Here is a 16,990-nt window from a genome sequence, read left to right on the forward strand (position 1 = left end):
TGGGCGCGATCACGAAACACCAAGGGCCGAGGCGAAATAAAAGGATTCGAATTCTTTCCGTACAGCAGTGCTATAGACTTCGCCGCCGCACGCCAGTCGACGCGCGAGCGACCTCGATCCACCCCGCCCGCACGGGCGCCGACCCTGCCGCGACACCCCCGCGCAGTGTGCGGGCCGTCACATCTTCCCTGTTCAGCGAGCCCGCCGGATGTGTAAACAAATGTAAACCGCCCGAGAACCAGCGGTTTCCGAAGCATCACCGCGGGCCCGGGAACAGGCTCCGCGCGACTCCCGTTCAGCCAGGTCGCCGCCCGTTGACCCAGGTCGGCCCCGAATCGCGCGCCGCCGCCCGAGCCGCGTCCGTGACCACGAGATTTCGCCGACCTCACAGCTCACCGAGGGGTCACCGAGGATGTGAAGAGTTCGTTTTGCCGGAGCACCCGGTCTCTTTACAGTTGCCCCTATCAGCCCGAAAGCACAGCTCGAAGGGGGCGTCGTGGTTAATTCGCGCACTCATGGTCCGTCGCCCACCGATATCGGCGACACGTTGCTGAACCTCGGTAAATACTTTCAGCGCGGTGAGGTCTCGCCGGACAACCGGTCGGTGTACAAGGTCGGCGGTCGCGACGCCGACGCGTTCTACCGCGACCGCTGGTCGCACGACAAGGTGGTGCGCTCCACCCACGGCGTGAACTGCACCGGTTCGTGCTCCTGGAAGATCTACGTCAAGGACGGCGTGATCACCTGGGAGTCGCAGCAGACCGACTACCCCTCGGTGGGCTCGGACAAGCCGGAATACGAACCGCGCGGCTGTCCGCGTGGCGCGTCGTTCTCCTGGTACACCTACTCCCCCGCCCGGGTGCGCTACCCGTATGTGCGCGGCACGCTGCTCGACCTGTACCGCAAGGCCAAGGCCGAGCTCAAGGACCCGGTGCTGGCGTGGGAGTCGATCGTCGAGGACCCGGCCAAGGCCAAGGCCTACAAGTCCGCGCGCGGTAAGGGCGGTTTCGTCCGGGCCGAGTGGTGGGAGGCCGCCGAGATCGCCGCGGCCGCGCACGTCTACACGATCAAGCAGTACGGACCCGACCGCGTGGCCGGCTTCTCGCCGATTCCCGCGATGTCGATGGTCAGCCACGCCACCGGCGCCCGGTTCGTATCGCTCATCGGCGGCTACATGCTCTCGTTCTACGACTGGTACGCCGACCTGCCGGTGGCCTCGCCGCAGGTCTTCGGCGATCAGACCGACGTGCCGGAGTCGGCCGATTGGTTCGACGCGGGCTACCTGATCATGTGGGGCTCCAACGTCCCGGTGACCCGCACGCCCGACGCGCACTACATGACCGAGGCGCGTTACCGCGGCCAGAAGGTCGTGGTGGTCTCCCCCGACTACGCCGACAACACCAAGTTCGCCGACGAGTGGGTCGCGGCGCGACCGGGCACCGACGCGGCGCTGGCGATGGCCATGGGCCACGTGGTGCTCAAGGAGTTCTTCCTCGAGAAGCAGACGCCGAGCTTTCTGAACTACATCAAGTCCTACACCGACCTGCCCTTCCTGATCTGCCTCGACGAGGCGGACGGCCAGGGCGGCGCGCTGCCCGGCAAGTTCCTCACCGCCGCCGACCTGGGCCAGACCGGCGAGGGTGTCGAGCACAAGCCGGTGCTGCTGGACCAGGCCGGGAACCCGGTCGTGCCCAACGGTTCGCTCGGCCATCGCTTCGGCGAGGGCGACGCGGGCAAGTGGAACCTCGATCTCGAGGGTGTCGACCCGCTGCTCACCCTGCTCGGCCACTCGGGCGACGCGCCCGCCGAGATCGCGCTGCCGCGCTTCGACACCGACTCCGCCGAGTCGATCATCCGCGGCGTGCCGACCAAGATCGTCGCGGGCAAGCGGGTCACGACGGTGTTCGACCTGCTGCTGGCCCAGTACGGCCTCGGCCGCGAGGGTCTGCCCGGCCAGTGGGCCAAGGGCTACGACGACGCCGAGTCGCCGTACACCCCGGCCTGGCAGGAGACCATCACCGGTGTGCCCGCCGTGCAGGCCGCGCGCATCGGTCGCGAGTTCGCCGACAACGCCGAGCGTTCCGGCGGTCGCTCGATGATCCTGATGGGCGCGGGTACCAACCACTGGTTCCACTCCGATCAGATCTACCGCGCGTTCTTCACCCTGACGCTGCTCACCGGCTGCCAGGGCAAGAACGGCGGCGGCTGGGCCCACTATGTCGGCCAGGAGAAGTGCCGTCCCGTCACCGGCTGGGCCACGCTGGCGTCGGCCTCGGACTGGCAGCGGCCGCCGCGCCAGATGCAGGGCACCGTGTTCTGGTACCTGACCAACGACCAATGGCGCTACGACCCGTTCACCTCCGACGCCTTCGCCTCGCCGCTGGGCAAGGGCAAGTTCGCGGGCCGCACCGCCGCCGACAACATCGCGCTGGCCAGCAGGCTCGGCTGGATGCCGAGCTACCCGACCTTCAACCGCAACCCGCTCGACCTCAGCGACGAGGCCGCCGCCGCGGGCACCACCGCCGCCGACCACGTCGTCTCCCAGCTCAAGTCCGGTGACCTGCGGTTCGCCTGTGAAGACCCCGACGCTCCCGAGAACTTCCCGCGCGTGCTCACCGTGTGGCGAGCCAACCTGCTCGGCTCCTCGGGCAAGGGCAACGAGTACTTCCAGAAGCACCTGCTCGGCTGCGGCTCCAACCTGCAGACCACCGACGCCACCGGCGTGCGGCCACAGGAACTGGAATGGCGGGAGGAGGGCGCGGAGGGCAAGCTGGATCTGCTGCTGGCGCTGGACTTCCGCATGACCAGCACCACGCTGTTCGCCGATATCGTGCTGCCGGCCGCCACCTGGTACGAGAAGCACGACCTGTCCTCCACCGACATGCACCCGTTCGTGCACGCGTTCTCCCCCGCCATCTCCCCGCCGTGGGAGGCCAAGACCGACTTCGAGGCGTTCCACCGGATCGCGCGCGGTTTCTCCTGGCTGGCCGAGAAGCACCTGGGCACCCGCAAGGACATCGTCGCGGTGCCGTTGCAGCACGACTCCCCCGACGCGCTCGCCCAGGCCGGCGGCAAGGTGCTGGACTGGAAAGCCGGTGAGTGCGAGCCGATTCCGGGCAAGACCATGCCCAAGATCGTCGAGATCGAACGCGACTACACCAAGATCGCGGAGAAGCTCGCGGCGCTGGGCCCGCTGGTCGACACCCTGGGTGTGACCACCAAGGGCATCACCACCTACCCGGACAAAGAGGTGGCGTACCTCGCGGGCAAGAACGGCACCGTCGTCTCCGGCATCGCGGCCGGGCGGCCGTCGCTGGCCAAGGACACCTTCGCCGCCGAGACCATCCTGGCGCTGTCGGGCACCACCAACGGCCGCCTCGCGGTCGAGGGCTTCCACCAGCTCGAGCGCCGCACCGGCACCAAGCTGGCCGACCTCGCGGCCGAGGCCGAGGGCAAGCAGATCACCTTCGCCGACACCCAGGCCAGGCCGGTCCCGGTGATCACCTCGCCGGAGTGGTCGGGCAGTGAGAGCGGTGGCCGCCGGTACTCGCCGTTCACCATCAACGTCGAGCGGCTCAAGCCGTGGCACACCCTCACCGGGCGCCAGCACTTCTACCTCGATCACGACTGGATGATCGAACTCGGCGAGCAGCTGCCGATCTTCCGGCCGCCGCTGGACATGACCGCGCTGTTCGCCGAACCGTCGATCGGCAATGTCGCCGGTGGCGGGGTGACCGTGCGGTACCTGACGCCGCACTCCAAGTGGTCCATCCACTCGGCCTACCAGGACAACCTGCACATGCTGACGCTCTCGCGCGGCGGTCAGACGATCTGGATGTCGGACCGCGACGCCGCCAAGATCGGTGTCGCCGACAACGATTGGATCGAGGCGATCAACCGCAACGGCATCGTCGTCGCCCGCGCCATCGTCTCGCACCGCATGCCCGAGGGCACGGTCTTCATGTACCACGCGCAGGACCGCGCGGTGGACGTGCCGCGCATCGAGGGCACCGAGACCACGACCAAGGAAGCCAAGGGCAAGCGCGGCGGTATCCACAACGCGCTGACCCGGGTGCTGATCAAGCCGTCGCACCTGATCGGCGGCTACGCCCAGCAGTCCTTCGCGCTGAACTACCACGGCCCCACCGGAAACCAGCGTGACGAGGTCACGACAATTCGCCGACGCAACCAGAACGTGGAGTACTAATCATGCGCGTAATGGCTCAGCTCGCCATGGTCATGAACCTGGACAAGTGCATCGGCTGCCACACCTGCAGCGTCACCTGTAAGCAGGCGTGGACCAACCGCGGCGGCACCGAGTACGTCTGGTTCAACAATGTGGAAACCCGTCCGGGACAGGGTTATCCGCGTCAGTACCAGGATCAGGAGAAGTGGAAGGGCGGCTGGACGCTGAACAAGCGTGGCAAGCTGTCGCTGAAGTCGGGCTCGCGGTTCAAGCGCCTGATGAACATCTTCGCCAACCCGGACCTGCCCACGGTCGAGGACTACTACGAGCCGTGGAGCTACGACTACGACAACCTGCTGGCCTCCCCGCCCACCGACACCACTCCGGTCGCGCGGCCGAAGTCGCTGATCACCGGCGAGGACACCAAGGTCACCTGGGGCGCCAACTGGGACGACGACCTCGGTTCCGGTCCCGAAGCGGTCGGCAAGGACCCCTTGCTCGGCAAGCTCGAGGACAAGGTGAAACTGGAGTTCGAAGAGACCTTCATGTTCTACCTGCCGCGCATCTGCGAGCACTGCCTGAACCCGTCGTGCGCCGCGTCGTGCCCGTCGGGAGCGATCTACAAGCGCGAGGAGGACGGCATCGTCCTGGTCGACCAGGACAAGTGCCGTGGCTGGCGCCAGTGCATCACCGGCTGCCCGTACAAGAAGATCTACTTCAACCACAAGACGGGCAAGGCGGAGAAGTGCACCTTCTGCTACCCGCGCGTGGAGGTCGGCATCCCGACCGTGTGCTCGGAGACCTGCGTCGGGCGGCTGCGCTACATCGGCGTGATGCTCTACGACGCCGACGCGGTGCTCGAGGCGGCGTCGGTGACCGACGACAAGGACCTCTACCCGTCCCAGCTCGGGGTGTTCCTCAACCCGCACGACCCGCGCGTGATCGCCGAGGCCGAGAAGGCCGGCATCTCGCCGGAATGGATTCAGGCGGCACAGGATTCGCCGGTCTACAAGCTGATCGTGGACTACCAGCTGGCGCTGCCACTGCATCCGGAATACCGCACCATGCCGATGGTCTGGTACGTGCCGCCGCTGTCGCCCGTGGTCGACGTGCTCAGCGAGACCGGGCACGACGGTGAGGACGCGGGCAACCTGTTCGGCGCCATCGACGCGCTGCGCATCCCGATCGAATACCTGGCCGAGCTGTTCACCGCCGGGGAGATCGGGCCGGTGCGCGCCTCGCTGCAACGGCTGGCCGGCATGCGCGCGTTCATGCGCTCGGTCAACCTCGGCGAGGAGCCCGAGCCCGGTATCGCGCCGTCGATCGGGCTCGAGCCCGAGGAGATCGAGGCCATGTACCGGCTGCTCGCGATCGCCAAGTACGAGCACCGCTACGTGATCCCCTCCGGGGCGACCTCCCGTGCGCACGAACTGGATTCGCTGGCCACCGGATGCAGCCTCGACACCGACGGCGGACCCGGCATGACCGCGTTCGACCAGGTGGTGGAGAAGTTCTCGCTGGCCGACACCAATCAGGCCGCGCCCGAGGAGAAGTCGGGCCGGATCAACCTGCTCAACTGGGACGGCCGCAGCACCAGCGGGCTCGTGCCGAGCGGCGACAAGCTTGCGCCCACCGCGAACGGCAACGGCGCCGACGCAGGGAGCAACGGCAACGGCAGCAACGGCGCTGCCGTGGCCGACTCCACGGTCAGCGGTGCGGCGCAATGAGTCTGCTCTCGATCCGCAAGCGACCCCAGCCGGTCACCGCCATGCCCGAGCACGATCGGCGGGTCGTGTGGCGGCTGGCCGCGCTGCTGCTGGACTACCCCGGTGAGTCCACGCTGGCGCTGCTGGACCAGATGTCCACGGCCGCGGCCGAATTGCCCGCCGAGGTGCGGGCGCACTTCGACGCGGTGCTGACCTACCTGCGGGAGACGCCCTCGATCGAGGTGGCGCAGAGCTATGTCGAGACCTTCGACATGCGCCGCCGGGCCAGCCTGCATCTGACCTTCTACGCCTACGGCGACACCCGCAAGCGCGGCATGGCGCTGCTGCGGTTCAAGCACGCCTACCGGCAGGCGGGGGTGGAACTCGGTGACGAGGAACTGCCCGACCACCTGCCGGTACTGCTGGAGTTCGCCGCCACCGTCGACCCGATCGGCGGTGAGCGCCTGCTCGGCGAGCACGTTCCGGTCATGGAGCTGCTGCGACTGTCCTTGGGCGACAACGACTCGCCCTACAGCGGCGTGCTCGCCGCGGTGCTGACGACGCTGCCGCCGGTGACCACCGCCGACCGGCGCCGCATCGCCGAGCTCGCCGCGCAGGGGCCGCCCGAGGAGGAAGTCGGGCTGGAACCCTTCGCCATGGACCCCTCGTTGTTCGACGCCACGGAAGGCCGCCGATGAACGCCACCATCCCGCTCCCCGAAGGCCTGTGGCTGATCCTGCCCTATATCGCCGCCACGTCCTTCGTGCTCGGCCACATCTGGCGCTACCGGTTCGACCAGTTCGGCTGGACCACCCGGTCCTCGCAGATCTACGAGTCCAAGCTGCTGCAACTGGGCAGCCCGCTGTTCCACTTCGGCATGCTCGGGGTGTTCGGCGGGCACGTGATGGGTCTGCTGATCCCCGAGTCGTGGACCAGCGCGCTCGGTATCTCCGAACACGCCTACCACCTCGTCGCGGTGGGCGCGGGTTCGGTCGCCGGGCTGATGGTGGTGGCCGGTGTCGCCATCCTCTGCTACCGCCGCATCGTCGTTCCCGCCGTGCGCAAGGCGACCAGCCGCAACGACATCATGATGTACACCCTGCTGACGCTGGCCCTGGTCACCGGTCTGCTCAACACCTGGGGTTCCAACCTGCTCTGGGGCACCTACAACTACCGCGAGACCGTCTCCCCCTGGTTCCGCAGCCTGTTCACCATCAACCCGGAACCGGGGCTGATGGTCGGTGTCCCGTGGACCTTCCAGCTGCACGGCCTGGTCGTGCTGGCCCTGGTCGCGGCCTGGCCGTACACCCGCCTGGTGCACATGTTCAGCGCCCCCATCGGCTACCTCACCCGCCCCTACATCGTCTACCGCCGCAAGGAAGTCGACACCAAGGACAAGACCCGCTTCGCCAAGGCCTGGGACGCCCCGGTCACCCCCGACCGCTGGTAGGGCCCGGATTCGCTCGCTCGTACCCCCTGACCCGGGCCAGCGCCATACTGGTCCGGTCAGCTGGAACACCAACTAGCGAGGGGACCGATCTGGATCGTCTGACCGGCCTTCCCCCGCACACCGAGCTGATCGACGGGAGCCTCGTCTTCGGGAGCCGCAGATGGCGTTTCACATGCTGGTCATCGACTACCTTCGCGACAGTCTCAAAGCGCAGGCTCCACGCCATCTCCACGTGCGTCGGGAAATGACCGTGACGCTGTCCGCACGGCAGCGACCGGAGCCCGACATCATGATCGTCGATGCGGCGGCGAGCACCGGCCTCGAACAAACGACCTACGAACCACAGGACGTGCTTCTCGCGATCGAGGTCGTCTCCCCGGACTCGATCATCCGCGACCGCAAGCGCAAGCCGGTGCTCTACGCGGACGCAGGCATCCCGCACTTCTGGCGCGTCGAGAACGTCGACGGGCGCGCTGTCGTCTACGTCTTCGAACTGGACCCGGCCACCGGTCAGTACGCACCGACCGGGATCTACCATGACTCCCTCGACCTGACCCTGCCGTTCCCCATCACCCTCCACCTGGCCGAGGCCACGGCACCGTAGGGGGCGTACAGCACGCATCCGTGTCCTCACGGCCGACGCCGGCGAACGGACCATCGGGGTTGGCGGCCGTCGCGGCGAGATGGTCGATGCCCAGCACTGCGGCACCGGTCACGGAGCGCGCGCTGTGGACGCGCGGCGTGGGCTTGTTCTCAGCTCAGGACGAAGTGGGGCCCAGAGTTGCGCGGACGGCGTCGAACCAGGCCTGGGTGTCGACGAGGCCCTTCTCGTTGTCCTTGCGGCCGCCGGTGAAGCCGAAGAGGTCGGCGGCGAAGCGGCTCAGGACGGTCTTGTCGGTCTCGTCGAGTCCGGTGAGGACCTCGGTGTCGCCGAGCAGGTAGGCGACGACGGCTACCTGGCCCGCGGGCCAGGTCTCGCGGTGGGCCGACCAGCCGTCGGAGCGTACGGCGCGGGCCTTGCTCAGCAGGTCCTCGCGCAGGGCGTCGCGATCTGCGTCGCTGGGCCGACGTGGCTTGCCCCAGGTGATCCGTTTCGCGTTCGACATGGCGATCCTCTCGCTGGAGCGTCCCGGGGTCGACAACCCCGGACTTGCCTCGACTGTCCCAGATCGAGGAACGCGGACAGCCCACCGGCCCGCCCCACGGGCGATTCGGTGGGCGGTCGCGCCGGCTACCCGGCGCGCAGGAACCGGCCGACGCGCTCGGTGCCGAGCACGGGATCCTTGCTACCCGCGCCGAACACGTACCGCCCGCCGACGAACACCGCGGTCACGGTCTCGTCGTTGCGGTTGACCATGCGCGGCAGGTTGTCGAATTCCGGGATCGGATTCTCCGCGTAGGCGTCGAGGCTGTCGTCGAGGTGGGCCGGGTCGATAACGACAGCGTCGGCGCGGTCGCCGACCCGCAGATGACCCGCGTCGAGCCCGTACCAGTCGGCCAGCTCGCCGGTGATCCGGTGCACCGCGTGCTCGATCGTCATGAACGGGGCGCCCGCGCGCTCCGCGTCGGCGACCCGCCGCAGCAGGCGCAGGCCGAAGTTGTAGAAGGCCATGTTGCGCAGGTGCGCGCCCGCGTCGGAGAAGCCGAGCTGGATTCCGGGATCGGCGGCGAGGACATCGAGCACCGCGGGCCGGTGGTTGGAGATGGTGGTGCGCCAGCGCAGCTTCGATCCGTGCTCGACGACCAGGTCGAGGAAGGCGTCGACCGGGTGCACGCCGCCGCGATCGAGGCCGACCTGGCCGAAGGTCTTGCCGACGACGGTGGGGTCGGGGCACTCGACGATGTCGGCGTCGAAGAAATCGCGGTGCCAGACCCGGGGACCGTACTTCTGGTCGTAGTCCTTGCGGAACCGGCGCCGGTACTGCTCGTCCTGCATGAGGTGGCGCTGCTCGTCGATGTGGTTCGACAGGTGTAGTGCCGCCGCGCCGGAACCGAATTCCTCGAAGATCGGCAAGTCGATGCCGTCGGAGTAGACCTCGAACGGCACCGGCAGGTGCTGCCACCGGAAGTCGCCCTTCAGCGCGTTGATCGCGCGGGCCAGCAGCGGAAACACCTTGGCCACACCGGGAATCGCCTTGATGTCGGCGGCGGAGAGCAGGCTCACCTTCAGCGGCTTGCGCCACAGGCCGATGCTGCTCGCCGCCATCGCGATCATCGTGTCGGCCCGGTTGACGTCGGGCCCGCCCTGGAGTGCGCGACCGCGAGTCCGCAGGATGGTGTTGAGTGTCTTGCGTTCGGCCCGGGTCGAATACGTGGAGGGCAGCGTGCGTGAGCGGCACATTTCGCCGTCGAGTTTGTCGAACAGCAGCCGCTGCGAGGACATCCCGACGAAGCCGGCGTCGAGCGCCTCGGTCAGCTTGGTGGCCATCGCGGCGAGTTCGATGTCACTGGGCTCGACGTCCTTGCGGGTCGCCCGGTCCAAGCCCATCACCGCGGACCTGATGTCGGAGTGCCCGATGAAGCTCGCCACGTTGGGTCCCAGTGGCAAGGTGTCGAGGGCGGCGGCGTATTCGGCCGCGCTGTGCCAGGACTTGGTCTCCTCCACCGCGCGCACCACGTGGGGGCGCGGAATCGCCTCGACCCGGCCGAACAGGTCACCGGCGATCTCGCCGTCGACGTGCACCGTCGACAGCGAGCACGAACCGAGCAGCACGGTGGTCACCCCGTGGCGCACCGATTCCGACAGCGACGGATCGAGCAGTACCTCGACGTCGTAGTGGGTGTGGATGTCGATCATGCCGGGCACGACCCACTTGCCGGTGGCGTCGACGACCCGGGCGCAGCCGGTCTCGTCGAGTGGCGTCGCCGAGATCTCGGCGACCTTGCCGTCCTTGATGCCGAGGTGACGGATGGCGGACGCGGCCCCGGTGCCGTCGAACCAGCGGCCGCCCTTGATGATGGTGTCGAACATAACCGTTCCCTCTTACAGCGCGAGATCGCGTCGGGTGACTTTGCCTGTCGCGTTGCGCGGCAGGGCTTCGGTGGTGAACCGCCATCGGGCGGGCACCTTGAAGTAGGCGAGCCGCGCGGCGACGAAGTCGCGCAGTTCGTCCGGCTCGACCGCGCCGGGCTCGGCGACCACCACGGCCGCCACCTCCTGGCCGAGATCGGGATGGGCGACGCCGAAGACCGCGCACTCGGCGACGGCGGGATGCTCGGACAGCACGTTCTCGATCTCGGTGGGGTAGACGTTCTCGCCGCCGCGCAGGATCAGGTCGGTGCGCCGGCCGGACACGGTGAGCCTGCCGTCGGTGACAGTGCCGAAATCGCCCGAGCGCAGCCAGCGTGCACTGTCGATGGCCTTGGCGGTCGCGGCCTCGTCGTTCCAGTAGCCGAGCATCACGTACGGGCTGCGGATGCAGATCTCGCCCTCCTCGCCGTCGGGCACGACCGCGCCCTCGGCGTCGCGGATCTCCACCGCCACCCCGAAGATCGGCCTGCCGACCGAGGCGTCGTCGGCGACCAGATCCAGCGGCGTGGCCACCGTCGCGGCGGTGCCGCTCTCGGTGAGCCCGTAGCTGGTGGTCAGCGCGAACTGCAGGGACGGGATCTTCTCGCGCAGGCTGGCCAGCAGCGCGGGCGAGGACGGCGCCGAATTGAGCGACAGCGCGCCCAGCGAGGACAGATCGTGCTGGGAGACATCGTGATCCAGCAGCCGCGAGGCCATGGTCGGCACGGCGGCCCAGTTGGTGACCCGCTCGCGCTCGACCAGGTTCAGCACCCGGCCGACCTCGAACGCGCCGTGCGGGAACACCGCGGCCGCGCCGGTCACCAGCCGGGGAATGACCAGGTTGTGCAGGCTGGCGATGTGGAACAGCGGCGCGGTGACCAGGTAGCGGCGATCGCTCGGCGCGTCGCTGGGCGGCTGACCGGCGAACGCGGCGAGCATCGCGTCGGTGAAGCGGTGATAGTCGCTGATGGCCACCATGTTCCGCTGCGAGTGCACCACGCCCTTGGGCCTGCCGCTGGTGCCGCTGGTGTAGAGGATCACGGCCGGATCGTCTTCGCCCACCGGCGTATTCGGGATCTCGCCGCCGCCGAACTCGGTGATCAGGGCGGGCAGGTCGTCGTCCATGGTGAGGACCGGGATGTCGGTGCCGGTCTCGGCCAGCAGCGCGGCCCGCTTCGCGTCGGCGATCACCACGGTGGGCGCGGTGTGCTCGAGCCCGTAGGCGATCTCCGGCGGCGCCCACCAGGCGTTGTAGCCGACCGGGATGGCGCCCAGGCATTGCGCGGCCCAGAAGGCGATCACCCAATCCGGGCCGTTGGCGGCCAGGATGCCGACCCGGTCGCCCTTGCCGACGCCGTAGCGGGTCGCCAGCGCGGTGGCCAGCGCGCCCGCCGCCGCGGCGTGCTCGGTGAAGGACAGCCGCCGGTCCTCGGTGATCAGGTAGTCACGCTCCCCCCAGCCCAGCGAGTGTTCGAGCAGTTCGCGCAGGCTGCGGCGGCGGTGCGCCAGCACCGGAATCGGCACGCCGAGCACCGGTTCGACGGTCAGTTCGAAGGGCGCGCCGGGCGCGGTCAGGCCCGCGGCGACCTTGGCCACGAATTCCTGTGGGTCCACTACATCGGTCATGGTCTTGTTCTCCATCAGGGAATGAGGACGGCGCGTCCGCGGATCGCACCCGCGTCGAGCCGGTCGAAGGCGGTGCGGGCATCGGCGAGGTCGAAGCGTTCGACCTCGGCGCGGACCTTGCCCGCGGCGGCCAGCGCGATGACGTCGACGAGGTCGCTTCTGGTGCCGCCGTAGGACTTACGCACCGTGGCACCCCAGGGCAGGCCGGGGCCACCGGCCGGACCGGAGTCGATGCCGGGGATGCCACCGGCCAGACCCACCATCCGGTAGGCGCCGTTGGGCGCGACGGTTCGCACGGCCAGCTCGGCCGTGGCGTCGGCGCCGACGAAGTCGAACACCGCCTCGGCGCCGCGTCCGCCGGTGAGCTCGAGAATGGTGGCCGCGGTGTCGTCTCCGGCGGTCAGCGCGATGTCGGCGCCGCAGGCGGTGGCCAGGGCCAGCTTGTCGGGATCGACGTCGACCGCGATCACCCTGGTCTCGGTGAGCGCCTTCAGCAGCTGGACGGCGACGTGGCCGAGGCCGCCGATGCCGATCGCGACCGCGGTCGCGCCCGGCCACAGCTGATCCAGCGCGCCGCGGATGGCGTGCATCGGGGTGAGCGCCGCGTCGGCCAGCGGGGCAGCCTGCGCGAAATCCATGTCGCCGATCGGGACGAACGAGCGCACCGGGATCCGCACGTACTCGGCCATGCCGCCGTCGGGGCCGAGGCCGGGGCACGGCGGCATGGCCGTACGCCCCGCCGCCAGACAGACGTTCTCGTTGCCGTGCAGGCACTCCCGGCACTCGCCACAGGACCAGCACAGGTAGACGAGCCCGCGCTCGCCGACCCGGCGGCCCGCCACCCGCGACCCGACCGCCTCGATGGTGCCCGCGATCTCGTGACCGAGGGTGAGCGGCTGCTCGCTCATCGGGAACGGCAGGCTCAGCACGAACGAATCCGAGTGGCAGATCCCGGCCGCACCGACCCGCAGGAGCAGATCGTCGGGTCCGAGATCGGGCACCGGCACCGTCCGCAGCTCCAGGGTGCCGGGCGCGGTCAGCTGCATGGCGCGCATCGTCATCGCAGCTCCCCCACCGCGTCGAAGGTGGCCTTCAGGTACCGGTCGCAGCGATCGGAGCCGATCAGGCCGGTCGCCATCCGATTCATGGTGTAGGCGAAGGTGATCCGGCGATCCAGGTCGTTGACGACCATCGAGCCGCCGTAGCCCGCCCACCAGCACACCCGGCCGTCGGGAATGTGCGGGAAGGTCTGCGGCCGGGGCAGCCCGTAGCCGATGCCGAAACGCAGCGGAGTCAGCAGCGCCAGGTCGATGCCGTCGGCCTGCTCGCGGAAGATCAGATCGATGGTGGCGGGCGAGAGGAACCGCCTGCCGCTGAGCTCACCCGCGGTGGTGAGCAGCGACTGGATCCGGGCCACCGAGCGCGCGTTGCCGTGTCCGTTGGTGCCGCCGATCTCGGCCGCCCGCCACTGCGGCGTCGCCGTCTCGCCGATCTCGAGCCAGGGACTGGTGAGCGTCTTGATCAGCACGCTGTCCTGGTCGAGGGTCGACAGGTCGAACTCGGGCAGCTCCGGCGGGATCAGGGTGGCGATCCGGTCGGCGTGCTCGGGGCCGGTGCCGATGTGGAAGTCGGCGCCCAGCGGGCCCGCCAGTTCCTCGGCGAAGAAGCGACCCAGCGAGCGACCGGTGATGCGGCGCACCAGCTCACCGATGAGATGGCCGTAGTTGATGGCGTGATAGCCCGACGCGGTGCCGGGCTCCCACCAGGGCGCCTGGGTCGCCAGCCGGGCGGCGGCGGCCTCGGTGTCGTAGATGTCGGACAGCTCGATCGGCTTCTCCCAGCCGGACACACCCGAGGTGTGCGAGAGCAGGTGCCGGACCAGGATGGCGTCCTTGCCATTGGCCGCGAACTCCGGCCAGTAGGCGGCCACCCGCGCGTCGAGGTCGAGCTCGCCGCGGTCGACCAGCAGCAGCGCGCACAGGGCGGTCATCGTCTTGGTCACCGAGAAGACGTTGACCAAGGTGTCGGCACCCCACGGCATGGTCCTGTCCGGATCGCGGTAGCCGCCCCAGAGATCCAGGACCGGATCACCGTCCACGGTGACACACAGTGCCGCGCCGACTTCGGAGCCCGCGTCGAGCTCCTCGTCGAAAGCGGCGCGCACACCGGCGAATTCGTCGCGACAGAAGCCGGCGGCGCTCATCGGAGGACCCCGGTGGTCGCGCGCGCGGGCACCGGCAGCGTATTGCCCGCCGCGGCGGCGCGTTTCGCACCGCGCGCCATCTCCTTGGTCATCGCGCGCACATACGGCTCGAATTCGATCTGGATGGTGTGCCGGGGCGAGTCGTAGTAGCGACCGGTGCGCCGGGATTCCTGCTCGCGCAACACCGTATCGATCTCCGCGCGCGGCGGCAGGTGGTAGCGGCCGGTCAGGTACGCGGCGACCAGCTTGCTCTGCTGCTCGGCGAAGTTCACCAGCGTCGGCATCGGCTGGGCCAGGCCGAGATAGAACAGATTGTCCACGCCGGGCTTGTGCATCATCTGGAACAACGGGAACCGGTTGGCGGCGTCGGGGACCAGCGCGGCGTCGGTGAGGAACGGGAAACTGATGTGATAGCCGGTGGCGCACACGATCACGTCGATCTGTTCGCTGCTGCCGTCGGCGAAATGTACGGTGTCGCCGTCCAAGCGGGTGATCGCGGGCTTGCATTCCACGTCGCCGCAGCCGGCCCGGTGCAGGAATTCCTCGCTCGCCGACGGGTGCGCCTCGAAGGGCTCGTGGTCGGGTGCCGGCAGGCCGTAGTTGCGCATGTCGCCGCGATTCTTGCGGACGAATCGCTGCTTGAGTTTCAGCGCCACCTTCGCCGGAATCCAGGACGGCATCGAACGCCGGTCGCCGACTTCGCCGTTCACGTATTTGGGCAGTACCCAGACACCGCGGCGAGCCGAGACGAACAGCTTCTCCGCGATGAATCGCTGGGACAGTTCCGAGGCGATATCGAGCCCGGAATTGCCCATCCCCACCACCACGACCCGCTTGCCGCGCATGTCGACCGGATCGAACGGGTCGTTGTAGGCGTGGCTGTGCATCAGCACGCCGTCGAATTCGCCCGGATAGTCGGGGAATCGGGGATTCCAGTGGTGGCCGTTGCACACGATCAGCGCGTCGTAGACCTCGGTGTCGCCCGCCGCGGTGGTCACCCGCCAGAGCCCGGCGTCGTCGCGCTCGGCGGCGGTGACCAGGGTGTTGAACCGGATGTGGTCGCGCAGCTCGAAATGGTCGACGTAGTCCTTGAAGTACTGCAGCAGCTGGGAATGGTGCGGGAAGTGCGGCCATTCCTCGGGCGCCGGGAAGTCCTCGAACTGCAGGCGGTACTTCGAGGTGTCGATGTGCAGACTCTGATAGCAGGCCGACATCCCGTTGGGGTTCTTGTAGTACCAGTTGCCGCCGACTTCGTCGGACGCCTCGTAGCAGTCGAACGGAATTCCGTTCTCGGCCAGCCTTTTGGCGACGGTGATCCCCGAGGGTCCGGCGCCGATGACGCAGACCCGGGGCAATTCGCGTGTATTCATGCACAACTCCTGAACAGCGCGGTCACCGATGACCGCGCCGAGTGACGTGAACCACAGCGTAGCGGCTCGCTAGACATGGTGTCTAGTGAATGGGCGGATCGTCTAAGATGAGACGCATGCCGACCGAACCCGCTGCGCGCCGCGGCTCCCTGCGCGAGGAACAGAAGCGCCTCACCAGGAACAAGATCGTGGAAACCGCGCGCTCACTGTTCGAGACCGAGGGTTACTCCGCGGTCCGGGTCGACGACATCGTCGCCGCCGTCGGCTGTAGCCGGGCCACGTTCTACCTGCACTTCACGAGCAAGAGCGAGGTGCTGCGGGCGATCGCCAACGAGGGCACGCTGACCAGCGTCCGGGAGTTCTACGCCGACCTGGACCGGGTGCTCACCACCGGCTCCAGGGCGGCGTTCGAGGAGTGGATGACCCGCGCGATCTACTGGTTCCTCACCAACAAGGACATGCTCCCGGCCTGGGACGAGGCCACCGCGCTCGAACCGGAGTTCCGCGCGGTCGCCCGCGAGGGGATCATGACGCTGGCCGACAGCATGCCCGCCTACCTCGCCCGCTGGCCCGAACAGCGCCGCGACGAGGCCAGGCTGCGGATCGAACTGCTCGTCGCCCAGCTGGAGCGGTTCTTCACCCGGTGGGCCATGCAGGGCGTCATCGACGTCACGGCCGAGAAGGCCGCCACCGTGCTCACCGACGTCTGGTTCCCCGCGCTGCAGGCGCCGGCCGAGTAGGCGCTAGCGGGTGGGCCAGCCACCGTTGCGTTTGCTCTGATCGATCTCGTCGTCGCCGCCGGCCAGGTGCTGGATCCCGAGCTTCTCGGCGAACAGGTGCCGCTGGGTGATCCAGCCGAGCAGCGCCAGCCCGATCCAGGCCAGCACGGAGGTCACCTGCTGCCAGCCGGGCTCGGGATCGCGCAGGAACGCCAGCGAATCGCTCATCCGGCCCAGGCCGCTGACCACCATGCTGGCGCCGCCGATCGAGGTCAGCCACAGCAGCGCGCGGGCGCGGAACTTCTCGGCCAGGAACGCGCCTGCCACGCACATGGCCAGCGCGACGATCATGCTCAGCGCGACGTTCTTGTCGCCCGGCTGCAGGACCGTCGCCAACTTGGTGCCGATCATCGCGCCGGTCAGGCCGCCGATGAAATACGACGCGAAGCGGAACACCAGCGAGGTCACCACCCACGACGACACCGCGCCGATCAAGCCGACCAGCACCAGCCACGCCAGCGAGGCGTTGAACAGGTCGGCGATCATCCAGCCGAGGCCGAAGCCGATCGCCAGGATGCCCAGGTGGACCGAGCGGATCCCGTAGAAGCACAGCAGCGCTCCGACGATCACGACGACGATGCCATTCATAGCGTCCACGCTAGAACTCCGGGCGCCACCCCGGTTCACCCGATTCGGGTGAGGTGGACGCCGCCGGATCGG

The 16,990-nt window shown here is 68.6% G+C and carries 13 protein-coding genes; 6 read left to right on the top strand and 7 right to left on the bottom strand.

The features are described 5' to 3' along the window. The first annotated feature begins 496 nt into the window (after nucleotides 1-496). The 5 genes from ATM97_RS11635 to ATM97_RS11655 all read left to right on the top strand — a co-directional run bounded on the left by ATM97_RS11635 (nucleotide 497) and on the right by ATM97_RS11655 (nucleotide 7,946). Entirely contained in the window at nucleotides 497-4,207 is a 3,711-nt protein-coding gene (locus tag ATM97_RS11635; protein WP_218718000.1) for a nitrate reductase subunit alpha, read from the top strand. Between the two features lie 11 nt (nucleotides 4,208-4,218). Further along, on the top strand, nucleotides 4,219-5,913 hold the full coding sequence (gene narH, locus ATM97_RS11640; protein ID WP_218718001.1) for a nitrate reductase subunit beta: 1,695 nt from the start codon (nucleotides 4,219-4,221) through the stop codon (nucleotides 5,911-5,913). After that, complete coding sequence (gene narJ, locus ATM97_RS11645; RefSeq protein WP_218718002.1) at nucleotides 5,910-6,590, top strand: nitrate reductase molybdenum cofactor assembly chaperone; 681 nt, start codon at nucleotides 5,910-5,912, stop codon at nucleotides 6,588-6,590. The genes narH and narJ overlap by 4 nt, the downstream gene beginning before the upstream one ends. Continuing rightward, nucleotides 6,587-7,342 (top strand): respiratory nitrate reductase subunit gamma, encoded by a 756-nt coding sequence (gene narI / locus ATM97_RS11650; protein ID WP_218718003.1) that lies wholly within the window; start codon nucleotides 6,587-6,589, stop codon nucleotides 7,340-7,342. The genes narJ and narI overlap by 4 nt, the downstream gene beginning before the upstream one ends. Nucleotides 7,343-7,502: 160 nt before the next feature. Continuing rightward, the gene (locus ATM97_RS11655; protein ID WP_255587585.1) at nucleotides 7,503-7,946 is read left to right on the top strand and encodes a Uma2 family endonuclease; all 444 of its coding nucleotides are present in this window, start codon (nucleotides 7,503-7,505) and stop codon (nucleotides 7,944-7,946) included. Nucleotides 7,947-8,100: 154 nt separating this feature from the next. Here the strand turns inward: ATM97_RS11655 and ATM97_RS11660 are convergent, their stop codons facing one another. The 6 genes from ATM97_RS11660 to ATM97_RS11685 form a co-directional block, all read right to left on the bottom strand. Continuing rightward, nucleotides 8,101-8,448 carry a hypothetical protein gene (locus ATM97_RS11660; RefSeq protein WP_218718004.1) on the bottom strand — a complete coding sequence of 116 codons (348 nt, stop codon included), beginning with the start codon at nucleotides 8,446-8,448 and terminating at the stop codon, nucleotides 8,101-8,103. A 125-nt stretch (nucleotides 8,449-8,573) separates the two neighbouring features. Further along, nucleotides 8,574-10,313 (bottom strand): amidohydrolase family protein, encoded by a 1,740-nt coding sequence (locus tag ATM97_RS11665; protein WP_218718005.1) that lies wholly within the window; start codon nucleotides 10,311-10,313, stop codon nucleotides 8,574-8,576. A gap of 12 nt (nucleotides 10,314-10,325) precedes the next feature. After that, nucleotides 10,326-11,978, bottom strand: coding sequence for a class I adenylate-forming enzyme family protein (locus ATM97_RS11670; protein WP_218718006.1), 1,653 nt, complete (start codon nucleotides 11,976-11,978; stop codon nucleotides 10,326-10,328). 14 nt (nucleotides 11,979-11,992) lie between these two features. Further along, nucleotides 11,993-13,033, bottom strand: a complete 1,041-nt coding sequence (locus ATM97_RS11675) for an NAD(P)-dependent alcohol dehydrogenase (RefSeq protein WP_218718043.1) — start codon at nucleotides 13,031-13,033, stop codon at nucleotides 11,993-11,995. A 2-nt stretch (nucleotides 13,034-13,035) separates the two neighbouring features. Next, nucleotides 13,036-14,181 carry a serine hydrolase gene (locus ATM97_RS11680; protein WP_218718007.1) on the bottom strand — a complete coding sequence of 382 codons (1,146 nt, stop codon included), beginning with the start codon at nucleotides 14,179-14,181 and terminating at the stop codon, nucleotides 13,036-13,038. Beyond that, complete coding sequence (locus ATM97_RS11685) at nucleotides 14,178-15,551, bottom strand: NAD(P)/FAD-dependent oxidoreductase (RefSeq protein ID WP_218718008.1); 1,374 nt, start codon at nucleotides 15,549-15,551, stop codon at nucleotides 14,178-14,180. Before ATM97_RS11685 ends, ATM97_RS11680 begins: the two co-directional genes overlap by 4 nt. Before the next feature lie 116 nt (nucleotides 15,552-15,667). Between ATM97_RS11685 and ATM97_RS11690 the strand changes: the two genes are divergently transcribed. Continuing rightward, nucleotides 15,668-16,291: a TetR/AcrR family transcriptional regulator gene (locus tag ATM97_RS11690; RefSeq protein WP_218718009.1), complete on the top strand. Its 624-nt coding sequence runs from the start codon at nucleotides 15,668-15,670 to the stop codon at nucleotides 16,289-16,291. Nucleotides 16,292-16,294: 3 nt separating this feature from the next. Here the strand turns inward: ATM97_RS11690 and ATM97_RS11695 are convergent, their stop codons facing one another. Then, nucleotides 16,295-16,918, bottom strand: a complete 624-nt coding sequence (locus tag ATM97_RS11695; protein ID WP_218718010.1) for a TMEM198/TM7SF3 family protein — start codon at nucleotides 16,916-16,918, stop codon at nucleotides 16,295-16,297. Nucleotides 16,919-16,990: the final 72 nt, after the last annotated feature.

It is taken from the genome of Nocardia sp. MH4 (genome assembly GCF_019266065.1).
GTDB lineage: Bacteria > Actinomycetota > Actinomycetes > Mycobacteriales > Mycobacteriaceae > Nocardia > Nocardia canadensis.

Bases quoted from the DNA above. Each gene is read 5' to 3' on its own strand.
- ATM97_RS11680 (WP_218718007.1), bottom strand. From the start codon at position 14,181: ATGAGCGCCGCCGGCTTCTGTCGCGACGAATTCGCCGGTGTGCGCGCC.
- ATM97_RS11690 (WP_218718009.1), top strand. From the start codon at position 15,668: ATGCCGACCGAACCCGCTGCGCGCCGCGGCTCCCTGCGCGAGGAACAG.
- narH (WP_218718001.1), top strand. From the start codon at position 4,219: ATGGCTCAGCTCGCCATGGTCATGAACCTGGACAAGTGCATCGGCTGC.
- narI (WP_218718003.1), top strand. From the start codon at position 6,587: ATGAACGCCACCATCCCGCTCCCCGAAGGCCTGTGGCTGATCCTGCCC.
- ATM97_RS11655 (WP_255587585.1), top strand. From the start codon at position 7,503: ATGGCGTTTCACATGCTGGTCATCGACTACCTTCGCGACAGTCTCAAA.
- ATM97_RS11665 (WP_218718005.1), bottom strand. From the start codon at position 10,313: ATGTTCGACACCATCATCAAGGGCGGCCGCTGGTTCGACGGCACCGGG.
- ATM97_RS11685 (WP_218718008.1), bottom strand. From the start codon at position 15,551: ATGAATACACGCGAATTGCCCCGGGTCTGCGTCATCGGCGCCGGACCC.
- ATM97_RS11670 (WP_218718006.1), bottom strand. From the start codon at position 11,978: ATGACCGATGTAGTGGACCCACAGGAATTCGTGGCCAAGGTCGCCGCG.
- ATM97_RS11660 (WP_218718004.1), bottom strand. From the start codon at position 8,448: ATGTCGAACGCGAAACGGATCACCTGGGGCAAGCCACGTCGGCCCAGC.
- narJ (WP_218718002.1), top strand. From the start codon at position 5,910: ATGAGTCTGCTCTCGATCCGCAAGCGACCCCAGCCGGTCACCGCCATG.
- ATM97_RS11695 (WP_218718010.1), bottom strand. From the start codon at position 16,918: ATGAATGGCATCGTCGTCGTGATCGTCGGAGCGCTGCTGTGCTTCTAC.
- ATM97_RS11675 (WP_218718043.1), bottom strand. From the start codon at position 13,033: ATGCGCGCCATGCAGCTGACCGCGCCCGGCACCCTGGAGCTGCGGACG.